Genomic DNA, 13,492 nt, shown 5'->3' with positions numbered 1-13,492 from the left:
TGCCGGGCTGATTCGTCGGCCCGGCTGGAGTACCCAGATTATCCGTTTGGCAGCCTTAAAGGTGTTCTTATGCAGCGCTCAGTGACAGAGTTTCTCCGTCCTCGCGATATCAAGGTCGAGGAAGTCAGCGCCCATCATGCGCGGATCGTCCTCGAGCCCTTCGAGCGTGGTTTCGGCCACACCCTGGGGAATGCTCTGCGTCGCATCCTGCTGTCTTCCATGCCCGGCTGTGCCGTCGTGGAAGCTGAGATCGAAGGCGTTCTGCACGAGTACAGCGCCATTGAAGGGGTACAGGAGGATGTCATCGAAATCCTGCTGAACCTCAAGGACGTGGCCATCAAGATGCATGGTCGCGACGAAGCTGTGCTGGCGCTGAACAAGAAGGGCCCGGGCATCGTGACTGCTGGCGACATCGCCGGTGACCATGATCTCGAAATCGTGAATCCGGATCACGTCATCGCTCACCTGAATGATGGTGGCGAGCTGAAGATGCAACTCAAGATCGCTCGTGGCCGCGGCTACGAACCGGCTGACGCGCGTCTCTCTGCAGATGACGAATCACGTGCCATTGGCCGTCTCCAGCTGGATGCGACCTTCACGCCGGTTCGCCGGGTCTCCTATGCTGTCGAGGCGGCGCGTGTTGAACAGCGCACCAACCTTGACAAGCTGGTGATTGACCTGGAAACCGACGGCACGCTGGATCCGGAAGAAGCGATCCGCCGCTCCGCAACCATCTTGCAGGAGCAGCTGGCCGCCTTCGTTGATCTGGAAGCAGACAAGGAACAGGAAGTCGAAGAAGAGGAAGATCAAATCGATCCGATCCTTCTCCGTCCCGTAGACGATCTTGAGCTGACCGTTCGCAGTGCGAACTGTCTCAAAGCCGAGAATATCTATTACATCGGTGATCTCATTCAGCGCACCGAAGTTGAGCTGCTGAAGACCCCGAATCTCGGCAAGAAGTCCTTGAATGAAATCAAGGACGTGCTGTCCGCGCGTGGTCTGTCCCTCGGCATGCGGTTGGAAAACTGGCCGCCCGCAAGCCTGAAGGACGACAAGGCTTCCGCTTAAGGAAGCCCGGTCGGCTCAAGCCCCAGACTGGTAAGGAATCACAACCATGCGTCATCGTAAGAGTGGTCGTCACCTGAACCGTACCAGCTCTCACCGTGAAGCCATGTTCAAGAACATGTGCATCTCTCTGGTAGAGCACGAAGTCATCAAGACTACCCTGCCGAAAGCCAAGGAACTGCGTCGTCATATCGAGCCGCTGATCACCCTGGCCAAGCAGGATTCCGTTGCGAACCGTCGTTTGGCGTTCTCTCGTACCGGTTCCAAGGAAGCGGTCGGCAAGCTCTTCAATGAGCTCGGCCCGCGCTACACCACCCGTCCGGGCGGTTACCTGCGTATCCTGAAGTGTGGCTATCGTGCCGGTGACAATGCCCCGATGGCATTCGTCGAGCTGGTCGATCGTCCGGCTGCCTCCGAGGCAGCGGGCGAAGAGTAAGCTTCGGCTTGCTTCGTCCACAAGAAAAGGCCAACCCTTCGGGGTTGGCCTTTTTTTATGCCTGATAGACAGGCCTGTCGGTTGGGCAGCCCATGCGGCCAGGCGTCATGGGCAAGCCTGACTCGTCACGTCCCGCAAGGAAACGGTACGAGAGGAGTCAGGGGTGTCGCTGGGCATCTGACGAAGGTCAGTTGCTGGTTTCTGCCTTCTTCTTGCTGCCGGGCTTTCCGCCATTGGACGGCTTGCTGTCCGCTGACGTGTCTTGAGCGCCTGTCTTGGCGTTGGAGGCTCTCTGGCGCTTCAGCAGCGGTGCCAGGAAGCGACCGGTATGCGAGACCTCCTGCGTTGCCAGTTGCTCCGGTGTCCCCTCGGCGATGATCTGGCCCCCGCCTGAGCCGCCTTCCGGCCCCAGATCGATCAACCAGTCAGCGGTCTTGATCACATCCAGGTTGTGCTCGATGACGACGACGGTGTTGCCGTGATCGCGCAGGCGGTGCAGGACCACCAGCAGTTGTCGGATATCCTCGAAGTGCAGGCCGGTGGTCGGCTCATCGAGGATGTAGAGCGTCTTGCCGGTGTCCCGCTTGGCCAGCTCGCGCGCCAGCTTGACGCGTTGGGCTTCCCCGCCGGAGAGCGTGGTCGCGCTCTGGCCGAGGCGGACATAGGACAGGCCGACATCCATCAGTGTCTGTAGTCGACGCGCGATGGCGGGTACCGGCGAGAAGAACTCCAGTGCCTCCTCGATGGTCATCTCCAGCACTTCATGGATGTTCTTGCCCTTGTACTGGACCTCGAGCGTCTCACGATTGTAGCGCTTGCCCTTGCAGACATCGCAGGGCACGTACATGTCAGGCAGGAAGTGCATCTCGACCTTGATCAGGCCATCGCCCTGACAGGCTTCGCAGCGCCCACCCTTGACGTTGAAGCTGAAGCGGCCCGGCTTGTAGCCGCGCGCGCGCGCTTCCTGGGTCCCGGAGAACAGCTCGCGGATCGGCGTGAAGATCCCGGTATAGGTGGCGGGGTTGGAGCGAGGTGTACGCCCGATGGGACTCTGATCGATGTCCACCATCTTGTCGAACAGATCCAGCCCCTCGATCTTGCCGTAGGGCGCCGGGGTCAGCGTGGTCGCACGATTGAGCTCACGGGCGGCCAGCGGCATCAGCGTGGCGTTGATCAGTGTCGACTTGCCTGAGCCGGAGACGCCGGTGATGCAGGTCAGCAGGCCTGTCGGCAGCGTCAGCGTCACGTTCTGCAGGTTGTTGCCTGTGGCACCTGTCAGGCGCAGCACCTTTTCGGGATTGGCGGGCAGGCGATAGGGCGGCACGGCGATCTCACGCTCGCCACTCAGGTACTGTCCGGTCAATGAGCCGGGCGTCGCCTCGATCTGCGCCGGGGTGCCCTGGGCGACGATCTCACCGCCGTGCACGCCAGCCCCGGGGCCGATATCGAGCACGTGGTCCGCGGCGCGGATGGCATCTTCATCATGCTCGACCACGATCACGGTGTTGCCCAGATCACGCAGGTGAATCAGTGTCTTGAGCAGGCGATCATTGTCACGCTGGTGCAGGCCGATGGAGGGCTCATCGAGGATGTACATCACGCCGACCAGGCCGGCGCCGATCTGGCTGGCAAGACGGATGCGCTGTGCCTCACCCCCGGAAAGGGTATCGGCGCTGCGCTCCAGCGTCAGATAGTCGAGGCCGACATTGACGAGGAACTCGAGGCGCGCCTGGATCTCGTTGACGATCTTGGCAGCGATCTCGCCCTTGCGCCCCGGCAGGCTCAGCTTGCCGAACTCTTCCCACGCTTCGCCGATCGGCTGGCGCACGACCTCGGCGAGGGTGCGATTGTCGACGTAGACATTGCGTGCCTCGCGGCGCAGACGCGAGCCATCGCAGCTCGGGCAGGGTTGAACGGCCAGATAGCGGGCGAGATCCTCGCGCACCATGTTGGATTCGGTCTCACGGTAGCGCCGCTCCATGTTGGGCAGTACGCCCTCGAAGGGATGTTCGCGCGTCACCTTGCGGCCGCGGTCATTGACGTAGCTGAACGCGATGTCCTCACGTCCGCTGCCATTGAGCACGGCATCACGCGCTTCATCACTGAGTGATTCCCAGGCGGCTTCCAGAGCGAAACCATAGTGCTCGGCGACGGCCTGCAGCTGGCTGAAGTAATAGACGCTGCGACGGTCCCAGCCCTTGATCACGCCTTCGGCCAGCGACAGCTCCGGATGGCTGATCAGCTTCTCCGGGTCGAAGTATTGCTTCACCCCGAGACCGTCACAGGTCGGGCAGGCGCCAGCCGGGTTGTTGAAGGAGAACAGGCGTGGCTCCAGCTCGGCCAGGGCATAGCCACACACCGGGCAGGCGAAGCGCGACGAGAACACCAGGTCTTCCTGTTCGCCGTCCATGAAGTGCAGCCGGGCGCTGCCATCGGCCAGGTTCAGTGCGGTCTCGAAGGACTCGGCCAGACGCTGCTTGAGGTCCTCGCGCACCTTGAAGCGATCGACGACGACGTCGATATCATGCTTCTTGTTCTTCTCCAGCGGCTTGAGGTCATCCAGCTCGACGATGAGGCCATCGATACGCGCGCGGACGAAGCCCTGGGCGCGCAGCTCGGAAAGCAGTTGCAGGTGCTCGCCCTTGCGCCCGCTGACTACCGGTGCCAGCAGCATCAGCTTGCTGCCCTCGGGCAGGGCCAGCGCCTGATCAACCATCTGCGAGATGGTCTGGGCTTCCAGATCGATGTCGTGGTCCGGGCAACGCGGCGTCCCGGCGCGAGCGTAGAGAAGGCGCAGGTAGTCGTAGATCTCGGTAATGGTACCGACGGTGGAGCGGGGGTTGTGCGATGTCGATTTCTGTTCGATGGAAATCGCCGGTGACAGACCCTCGATGTGGTCGATGTCCGGTTTTTCCATCATCGACAGAAACTGGCGAGCATAGGTGGACAGTGATTCGACGTAGCGCCGCTGTCCCTCGGCATAGAGTGTGTCAAAGGCAAGTGACGACTTGCCGGAACCGGAGAGCCCGGTCACCACGATCAGCTTGTCACGCGGCAGTTCGACATCGATGTTCTTGAGGTTGTGGGTGCGCGCACCCCTGACCTGAATCCTGTCCATTGCCACCTCGGGCTGCGTCGATAAAAGCAACGATTATAAGGCGCGGGCGAAACGCCCGGCAAAGGCTGCATGCTTTCAAAGCCGACAGGCGAGCCTTAGAATGTGCAGTCCATCGGTGATCAGCACCCATGGAGTCTACTCTCTGGCGACCCGCGTGGTCGGCCTCCCTTTCTTGACTGTCCTGCTCCGGAGCCCGCCGCCATCCATGAAGACCTCTCGACTGCTAGCGCCGGAACGTCGCGCCATCGTCGGCCTTGCCAGCCTGTATGCCACCCGCATGCTCGGGCTGTTCATGGTGTTGCCGGTGCTGGCGCTCTACACCCGTGATCTGGCTGGCGCGACGCCGACGCTGGTCGGCGTCGCGTTGGGCGGGTATGGCCTGACCCAGGCACTGCTGCAGATCCCCTTCGGCTGGTTGTCCGATCGCCTCGGGCGCAAGGCCGTGATCGGCTTCGGACTCGGGCTGTTCATCCTTGGCTCGTTGGTCGCGGCAAATGCCGACAGCATCGAGATGATCATCCTTGGTCGTTGCCTGCAGGGCAGCGGTGCCGTGGCAGGTGCGATCATGGCGCTGCTGGCCGATCAGACGCGAGAGGAGGTGCGCACCATGGCGATGGCCTCCATCGGCATGTCGATCGGCGTCGCCTTCGCGCTGGCGATGGTCGCGGGACCCCTGACCGCGGATGCGTTCGGACTTTCGGGCGTCTTCTGGCTGACGGCCATCATGGCCGTGGCGAGCGTGTTCGTACTCTGGAAACTGGTGCCTGCTGCACCCAGGCGTCAGCATCAAGATGTGGGGCTTGATCGTCGCCAGCTCAAGGGCATTCTTGCGAATTCCGCATTGTTGCGCATGGATGTGTCGATCTTTGCGCTGCACATGATCCTCACGGCCTGTTTCGTGGCCATTCCGCAGCAGCTGGTCAACTTCGGCATCGCGCCCGCCCATCATGGCTGGGTCTATCTGCCCTTGATGGGCCTGGCGTTTGTCGCCATGCTTCCGCTGGTCATCGTGGCCGAGAAGTACCGCCGCATGAAGCCGGTCTTCCTGGGCGCCGTGGCGACCATCGCGACAAGCCTGTTGCTGCTGGGGGTGGATGGCATCGAGCACGCAGGTCTCGTGCCCTTCCTTGGCCTGCTGTGGCTGTTCTTCGTGGCCTTCAATTTGCTGGAAGCCACCTTGCCGTCGATGATCTCCAAGCTGGCGCCGGCCGGTGCCAAGGGCACCGCGATGGGGGTGTATTCGACCAGCCAGTTCCTCGGTGCCTTCGTGGGGGGTGTCGGCGGCGGCTGGCTGACGGGCCATTTCGGGCTGAGTGGCGTCTTCTTCGGCATGGGGTTGCTGGCGCTGCTGTGGCTGGCTGTGGTCTGGAACATGCAGCCGCCGCGACATCTTGGCAGTGAAGTGGTCGGCCTGTCGCCAGAAGCCGCGAGGCTTCCGGCCGTCGAGTTGCAGACGCGCCTGCTGGCCATTGCCGGCGTGGAAGAAGCTCTGGTCGTGCGTGAGGAACAGGTCGCCTATCTGAAGGTCACACGCGATACACTGGATGACAAGGCGCTGGCGACTTTCACTCGTCAGCGTGATGGCGAAACTCCGGCAGGTGCCGAGGCACCTGCCAGCTGAACCCTGACACTGGCAGATCACTGTCAGTGCACTCGATACCTTCGCCGGTGCCTGATGTGCACCGGTCTATTTTCAGGAGTAATCTTCATGGCTCGCGGCGTAAACAAGGTCATTCTGATCGGTAATCTCGGTCAGGATCCGGAAGTCCGTTTCACTCCGTCCGGTAGTGCGGTGTGCAACCTCAACCTCGCCACCACGGATACCTGGAATGACCGTCAGAGCGGTCAGCGTCAGGAACGTACCGAATGGCACCGTGTGGTGATGTTCAACAAGCTGGCGGAAATCGCTCAGCAATACGTCAAGAAAGGCTCACGCCTCTATATCGAAGGTCGTCTGCAGACGCGCAAGTGGCAGGATCAGAACGGCAACGACCGCTACAGCACCGAAATCGTCGCCAATGACATGCAGATGCTGGATACCCGTGGTGAAGGCGGCGGCGGTGGCGGCTTCAGTGGCGGCGGTCGTCCCCAGCAGGCACCTCAGCAAGGTGGTCAGTATGGTGGCCAGCAGCAGGCCGCGGCAGCTCCGCAGCAGGGTGGCCAGTTCGGCGGCCAGCCGCCGGCACCGCAGCAGGGTGGCAACTTCGGTGGTCAGCCGCCGGCCCCGCACACTCCGCCTCCGGCTCAGCAGCCCGCTCATCAGCCTCCTCAACAGAACTCGCAGAACAACAATTTCGGCGCGCCGCCGGCTGGCAGCTTTGACGATTTCGATGATGAGATTCCGTTCTGATCATCAGCTCCATGGTCATCCATATTGTCTTGAACCCCCGCTCAGCGGGGGTTTTTCGTTTCTGGAGGCCAAGGAAACCTCTCGAGGTATCGAGGGTGCTGCGTGAGAGGGCGGGGAGGTTTTCAGGCATTCCCCCTCCATCTGCCAGGATATCGGCCGATACATCCAAAGTCGCTCTGCGAGCGTAAGGGAGGAAGCCCCGAGTCCGATGATCGGGCCATCACGCTGTCGTCTCGCTTGAGGACACTGAGCGTGGAGGAAAAAATCAGGCAGTTCCGTACCTTGCAGGTAAACTATCGTTTCAAGTGTATGTCCACTTTCAGCTCGTTCCCCTTGGCAGGCCCCCGATGATTGAGGTCATTCATGCATGGTAGCTATTCCCCCTCACTGGTATTGCTTTCCATTCTGGTCGCGGTACTGGCATCTCATGCTGCCTTGCAGCTGATTCGGCAGGTCGCGCTGTCGGTGTCGCGTGCCAGTCGCCTGGGGTGGCTGCTGGGTGGGGCTCTGGCGATGGGCCTGGGCATCTGGTCAATGCATTTCATCGGCATGCTGGCCTATGACATCGGTACGTCGGTCACCTATGAGTGGGGCTTGACGCTACTCTCGATGATGGTGGCCGTGCTCTCTTCCGGACTGGCGCTGTGGGCCAACACGCTGTCGCGCTTGACGCTGCCATGGCTGTTTGGCAGCGGGGCGGTGATGGGGGGCGGGATCGCTTCGATGCACTATCTCGGCATGGCGGCGATGCAGATGCCGATGGCGTATCGCTACGATGCCCCGTTGTTGGGACTGTCGATTCTGGTGGCCGTCATCGCCTCGACGGCTGCGCTGTGGCTTGGAGGGCTCTTTCTGCATCAACGCCGGCCGCGTCGCAGTTATCAGGCCCTTGCTGCGTTGCTGATGGGGGGAGCGATCGCAGGGATGCACTATCTGGGCATGGCGGCGATGGAAGTGGTGCCTGACTCGGTGATGCCGGCTCCCCCGCTTCGTTCGGGGGAAGGGCAGCATGTCTGGCTGGCAGTGATACTCGGGGTTGCCTCACTGGCCGTGCTGGGACTGACGTTGCTGGCGCTGAAGGCAGAAAGTCGTGTGCGGCGCAGTCGACACTATCGGGCGCGGTTGAGCGGTCTGCTGGAGTACCGCACCCGGGAATTGCGTCACGAACGGGATCAGGTAACCGTAATGCTGGATTCCATCGATGAAGGGGTGATCAGCCTTGATCGGGAGGGAATGATCCGCCACATCAATCCCATCGCGGCAGAATTGTGTGGCTGGGATCCCGCGCTGGCCCGGGGCCGCCCTTGGGCGCGCATTCTGCAATTGCGCCATGAGGGTTCGCTCCACATGATGGATACCCACCTGGATGTCGTGCTCAGCCGCGGGGAGGTCGTGCACATGGCGAACCAGACCCTGCTGGTCGCCAGGGATGGCAGTGAGTGTGCGATAGAGCTCAAGGCGTCTCCGGTACGCGCTCGCAATGATGAGGTGGAAGGTGCCGTGCTGGTCTTCCGTGACATCAGTTATCGCCAGGCGATGATTCGTCGGCTCGATTTCCAGGCCCATCATGACAGCCTGACGGGGCTGCAGAACCGCAGTGCCTTCGATGATGCTCTGGGGGCCTCGCTGGAAGACGGCGATCTGCATCAATTGCTGTATCTGGATCTCGACTTCTTCAAGGTCATCAACGACACCTGCGGTCATGCAGCGGGGGATACCGTGCTGCGCGAGATTGCGCATCTGATGCGCGAGCAGATCCGGGATTCTGATGTGCTCGCCCGTCTGGGAGGCGATGAATTCGCGGTCATCCTCTACCGATGCAATCGTGAACAGGCACTGGAGCGCGCCTCGAGACTCTGCTCGACCATCGCGGATTATCGTTATCTCGAGGATGGGCGTCAGTTCCAGCTGGGTGTCAGCATCGGCCTGGCGTCCATCACGGGGAGTGCACCGGCCACGGAAGTGCTGCGTCAGGCCGACGCGGCCTGTTACATGGCCAAGCAGAATGGTCGCAACCAGGTGCATGCCTATCACGAGGAAGATGCCGGGCTCGAGCGTGCCCAGCGCGAGCTCCAATGGTTGCCTCTGTTGCAGGAAGCGCTGGAGAAACGTTTCTTCACGCTCTATATCCAGCCGATTGAATCGTTGTGCCGTCCGTCCAGTAGGCCTTACTACGAAGTATTGCTGCGCTACGTCAATGCCGAGGGCGAGCATATGACCCCGGCCCACTTCATGGGCACTGCCGAGCGCTTCGGGCTGATGCCTGCCATTGATGTCTGGGTCGTCACTGAAGCGCTGCAGGTGCTGAAATCCAATGACGGGCGCATTGAAGACGACGCCATCCTGGCCATCAATCTCTCGGGGCAAAGCCTGAGTGACATGCCATTGCGCGATCAGCTGATCACCATGATCGAGGAGAGTGGCGTGGCGCCTGAGCGATTGTGCTTCGAGATCACCGAGACGGCCGCCATCAGCAATCTGGCGCAAGCACGCGAATTCATTCGTGGCATTCGTCGCCTTGGCTGCAGCTTCTCGCTGGACGATTTCGGCAGCGGAATGTCCTCTTTCGCCTATCTCAAGGAGTTGCCCGTCAATCAGCTCAAGATCGATGGCGCCTTCGTGCGCAATCTGACCCGTGACAGCCTGGACGCTGCCATCGTCTCGGCCATCTGCCGCATCTGTGCCCAGATGGGCATCGTCACCATCGCCGAATACGTGGAGCGACGTGACTTGCTGCCGGCACTTGAGCAGATCGGTGTCGATCTCGTTCAGGGCTATGGTATCGGTCGCCCCCAGCCGCTGGGAGGGGTGCTGCTCACTTCTGGTCCCCGGCGCGACAACGGGCCTGCAGCCAGCCTGCAAGGTTGATAGAATGTCGCCTTTGCATCGGCACGCTTCGTGCCGATGCGTCTGTTTGCCGGAGTGTGCCTGTGAAACTCTTGCTGCTGGATGCCGGGCATTGCCTGAGCCTCGGCCTGGCCCGAGTGGCCAACACCCGTACGGATCTCGAGCTTCAAGTGCTCGATGCCGTGCGTATCGACGCCAGTGATATTCGCTCGCATCGCGCGGATGTGGTGATCGTGCCTCCCTTCGTCAGTCCTGCGGACTCGGCACCGGCAGACGTCACGGCGCATGCCGAGCACGTGGAAGCCGTGCTGGCGGCCTGTGTCGAGACAGACACGCCGCTGGTGTGGTGCGTGGCGGACCAGATGTTCGAGCAGGGCGGGGAAGGCTTGCTCGATGAGGAAGAGGTGCCGTCCCCCATCGATACGGCATTGCGTCGGGTCATCGCCACGGGCGACCGTATCCGCGCCGAATTGCCGAGCCATCTGATCGTGCGTCTCGGGCCGTTGTTCGGCCCCGATGGCCGTGATGCCTGGCTGCCGACGCTGATCGAGTCGTTGCTCGCGGGTCAGGAAGTCCGGGCTGCGGAAGACGTCATTTTGTGCCCGACCAGTGTCGACGCCGTGGCCATGGCGCTGGTCGGCATGCTGCAACAGCAACGTTGCGGTGCGGGTTCCTGGGGCGCCTATCATCTGGCGGGTACCGAGCCTGTCAGCAGTTACGCCTTCATCAGCGTGGTGCGGACTCAGCTGATCACTCGGCTCGAGGGGATCGGGGAGGAGGTATCACCCGGCCCGATCAAGGCGTTGACGCTCAACTCGGGAACTCCGCTGCGCCGAGTGCTCAACTGTCGACGAGTGCTGGAGACCTTCGGGGTGCATCAGAAACCCTGGCGGCTGGAGCTGTCCCGTCTGCTGGACGATTGGGTGGCACAGCGCACCCCGGTGACCTCACCTCAAGAGGATGTCTGACGTGCGGAGATCTTTACTGTGAATGCACTGCGTAGTGTGTTGTTTTACTTCGGTTATTTCATGGCGTTGCTGCTCAGTGCCCTGGTGCTGGTACCCGTGGCAGCCTGCTTGCCGCTCAAGGCACGTTATCGCGTTCTGCATAGTTACAACCACCTTGTGCTCTGGTGGTTCCGTCTCACCTGTGGCGTCAGGGTAGAGGTCAGCGGACGTGAGCAGCTGCCCGAAGGGGCATGCGTTCTGCTCTCCAACCACCAGAGTGAGTGGGAAACCATCTATCTGCAGGTGGTCAAGCGGCCGCTATGCACCGTGCTCAAGCAGGAGTTGCTCAAGATTCCCGTCTTCGGCTGGGGTCTCAAGCTGCTTGAGCCGATTCCGCTGGACCGCAAGCAGCCCGCCAAGGCGCTCAAGCAGGTATTGAGCGTGGGTACGCAGCGGCTCAAGGATGGCTTCACGGTGCTGATCTTCCCGGAAGGGACGCGCCTGGCACCGGGGACGCGCAAGAAGTTCAACAAGTCAGGTGCCGCGATTGCCTGTCGTGCTGGAGTGCCGGTCGTCCCGGTGGCCCACAATGCAGGCGAGATTTGGCCCAATGACAGCTGGATCAAGCGTTCTGGCACCCTGCATGTCGTCTTCGGGCCTGCGATCGAGACCACCGGCCGCAAGCCGGATGCGGTGATCGCGGATGTCGAGGGGTGGGTGGAAGACACCTTGCAGCGGATATCCCGCACTCCACGTCCGCCACTCGAGGAGAAGGCACCGGCAGACAGCGTGGGCGTCTGAGCGCTCCGATTGGAGGAAGTCGGGCGATGAAGTGATGTGAAAGCCAGCCGATAGCTCGCCACCAGCAAAAAGGCCGCCCCATGGGGCGGCCTTTTCGTGTCATGCATCACCGGTCAGAGATCCATGATCTCAGTCCTGGAAGCGCTCCAGGATCAGACAGGCGTTGGTGCCACCGAAGCCGAAGCTGTTGGAGAGCACACGCTCGATCTTCACGCCATCACGGCGAGTGGTGACGATATCGAGGCCGTCGGCGCGTTCATCCAGTTCGCTGACGTTGGCGGAGGCGGCAATGAAGTCGTTCTCCATCATCAGCAGCGAGTAGATGGCTTCCTGCACGCCAGTGGCGCCCAGAGAGTGGCCGGTCAGCGACTTGGTGGAGCTCATCGCCGGGCTGTCCGCACCGAAGACTTCCTGGATGGCCTTGAGTTCGGCGACATCCCCCACTGGCGTCGAGGTGCCGTGAGTGTTGATGTAGTCGATCTTGCCGTTCACGGTTGCCATCGCCTGACGCATGCAGCGTGCGGCGCCTTCACCGGACGGTGCCACCATGTCGTGGCCGTCTGACGTTGCGCCGTAGCCTGTCACTTCGGCGTAGATCTTGGCGCCACGTGCCTTGGCGTGCTCCAGCTCTTCCAGGACCAGCATGCCGCCACCGCCAGCGATGACGAAGCCGTCACGGGTGGTGTCGTACGGACGAGACGCGGTTTCCGGCGAGTCGTTGTAACTGGTGGAGAGCGCGCCCATGGCATCGAACAGGCAGGACAGTGTCCAGTGTTCTTCTTCACCGCCACCAGCGAAGACCACGTCCTGCTTGTTCAGCTGGATCTGCTCGACAGCGCTGCCGATGCAGTGAGCCGATGTCGCACAGGCCGAGGAGATCGAGTAGTTGATGCCCTTGATCTTGAACGGCGTGGCCAGACACGCGGAGACGGTGGAGCCCATGGTGCGGGTGACGCGGTACGGTCCGACGCGGCGCAGGCCCTTGGCACGCATGATGTCAGCGGCCTCGACCTGGTTGGCGGAAGATGCGCCACCGGAACCGGCGATCAGGCCGGTACGCTCGTTGGAGACCTGCTCCGGGCTCAGGCCGGAATCAGCGATCGCCTGCTCCATGGAGATGTAGGCATACGCCGCGGCATCTCCCATGAAGCGCAGTTGCTTGCGATCGATATGGTCTTCGAGGTTGATGTCGACTACGCCCGCGACCTGGCTACGGAAGCCAAGCTCGGCGTATTCCTCTTTGCGGCGGATACCGGAACGTCCCTCTTGGAGGGATTCCAGGACCTGCTGGCGATCATTGCCCAGGCAGGAAACAATGCCCAGCCCGGTGACTACCACTCTACGCATGGGAGCCTCCCGTTCAGAAGTTCGCAGTGGAGGTGAACAGACCGACGCGCAGGTCGTTGGCCTGATAGATGTCGCGGCCATCAACGGTGACTGTGCCATCGGCGATGCCGAGGATCAGCTTGCGAGTGATGACCCGCTTGATGTTGATGGTGTAGGTCACCTTCTTGGCGGTCGGCAGGACCTGACCGGAGAATTTCACTTCTCCGCAGCCCAGCGCACGACCGCGGCCCGGGTTGCCAAGCCAGCCGAGGTGGAACCCGACCAGTTGCCACATGGCATCGAGGCCCAGGCAGCCCGGCATGACCGGATCGCCCGGGAAGTGGCAGTCGAAGAACCACAGGTCCGGAGTGATATCGAGCTCAGCGATCAACTGCCCCTTGCCGTGGCTACCGCCTTCCTCACTGATGTGAGTGATGCGATCCAGCATCAGCATGTTGGGAGCAGGCAGTTGCGCATTGCCCGGGCCGAAGAGTTCGCCCTGGCCGCAGGCCAGCAGCTCGTCGCGAGTAAAGGAGTGTTGCTTGGTCACTGAGTCATTCCGAGTAGCGGGATGGTTATGCCGTACGGGGCGTAACAACGCC

General features: G+C 61.8%; 10 protein-coding genes. 7 read left to right on the top strand and 3 right to left on the bottom strand.

Annotation, left to right across the window (positions count from 1 at the left end; translation table 11 throughout):
• Window positions 1–69: 69 nt before the first annotated feature.
• Together ACZYGA_RS15555 and rplQ are read left to right on the top strand one after the other, a co-directional pair.
• Entirely contained in the window at window positions 70–1,068 is a 999-nt protein-coding gene (locus ACZYGA_RS15555) for a DNA-directed RNA polymerase subunit alpha (RefSeq protein WP_065392560.1), read from the top strand.
• Window positions 1,069–1,114: 46 nt separating this feature from the next.
• Window positions 1,115–1,501, top strand: coding sequence for a 50S ribosomal protein L17 (gene rplQ, locus ACZYGA_RS15550; RefSeq protein ID WP_065392559.1), 387 nt, complete (start codon window positions 1,115–1,117; stop codon window positions 1,499–1,501).
• 187 nt (window positions 1,502–1,688) lie between these two features.
• Here the strand turns inward: rplQ and uvrA are convergent, their stop codons facing one another.
• A complete protein-coding gene (gene uvrA / locus ACZYGA_RS15545) occupies window positions 1,689–4,619 on the bottom strand; it encodes an excinuclease ABC subunit UvrA (protein WP_136939721.1) in 2,931 nt (976 codons plus the stop codon).
• Window positions 4,620–4,824: 205 nt separating this feature from the next.
• Between uvrA and ACZYGA_RS15540 the strand changes: the two genes are divergently transcribed.
• The 5 genes from ACZYGA_RS15540 (at window position 4,825) to ACZYGA_RS15520 (ending at window position 11,564) form a co-directional block, all read left to right on the top strand.
• A complete protein-coding gene (locus ACZYGA_RS15540; protein ID WP_084207746.1) occupies window positions 4,825–6,240 on the top strand; it encodes an MFS transporter in 1,416 nt (471 codons plus the stop codon).
• Window positions 6,241–6,327: 87 nt separating this feature from the next.
• Window positions 6,328–6,969: a single-stranded DNA-binding protein gene (locus tag ACZYGA_RS15535; RefSeq protein WP_077373360.1), complete on the top strand. Its 642-nt coding sequence runs from the start codon at window positions 6,328–6,330 to the stop codon at window positions 6,967–6,969.
• 363 nt (window positions 6,970–7,332) lie between these two features.
• Complete coding sequence (locus tag ACZYGA_RS15530; RefSeq protein ID WP_479399536.1) at window positions 7,333–9,837, top strand: EAL domain-containing protein; 2,505 nt, start codon at window positions 7,333–7,335, stop codon at window positions 9,835–9,837.
• A 62-nt stretch (window positions 9,838–9,899) separates the two neighbouring features.
• The gene (locus ACZYGA_RS15525) at window positions 9,900–10,784 is read left to right on the top strand and encodes a sugar nucleotide-binding protein (RefSeq protein ID WP_077373366.1); all 885 of its coding nucleotides are present in this window, start codon (window positions 9,900–9,902) and stop codon (window positions 10,782–10,784) included.
• Window positions 10,785–10,802: 18 nt separating this feature from the next.
• The gene (locus tag ACZYGA_RS15520) at window positions 10,803–11,564 is read left to right on the top strand and encodes a lysophospholipid acyltransferase family protein (protein WP_240499633.1); all 762 of its coding nucleotides are present in this window, start codon (window positions 10,803–10,805) and stop codon (window positions 11,562–11,564) included.
• A 129-nt stretch (window positions 11,565–11,693) separates the two neighbouring features.
• On the opposite strand, the gene fabB is transcribed toward ACZYGA_RS15520, so the two are convergent.
• Window positions 11,694–12,911, bottom strand: coding sequence for a beta-ketoacyl-ACP synthase I (gene fabB / locus ACZYGA_RS15515; RefSeq protein WP_077373369.1), 1,218 nt, complete (start codon window positions 12,909–12,911; stop codon window positions 11,694–11,696).
• A 13-nt stretch (window positions 12,912–12,924) separates the two neighbouring features.
• Window positions 12,925–13,440, bottom strand: coding sequence for a 3-hydroxyacyl-[acyl-carrier-protein] dehydratase FabA (fabA, locus tag ACZYGA_RS15510; RefSeq protein ID WP_077373372.1), 516 nt, complete (start codon window positions 13,438–13,440; stop codon window positions 12,925–12,927).
• Window positions 13,441–13,492 lie beyond the last annotated feature (52 nt).

It is taken from the genome of Cobetia sp. BL01 (genome assembly GCF_056493605.1).
This window is presented reverse-complemented; position numbering and strand designations above follow the sequence as displayed.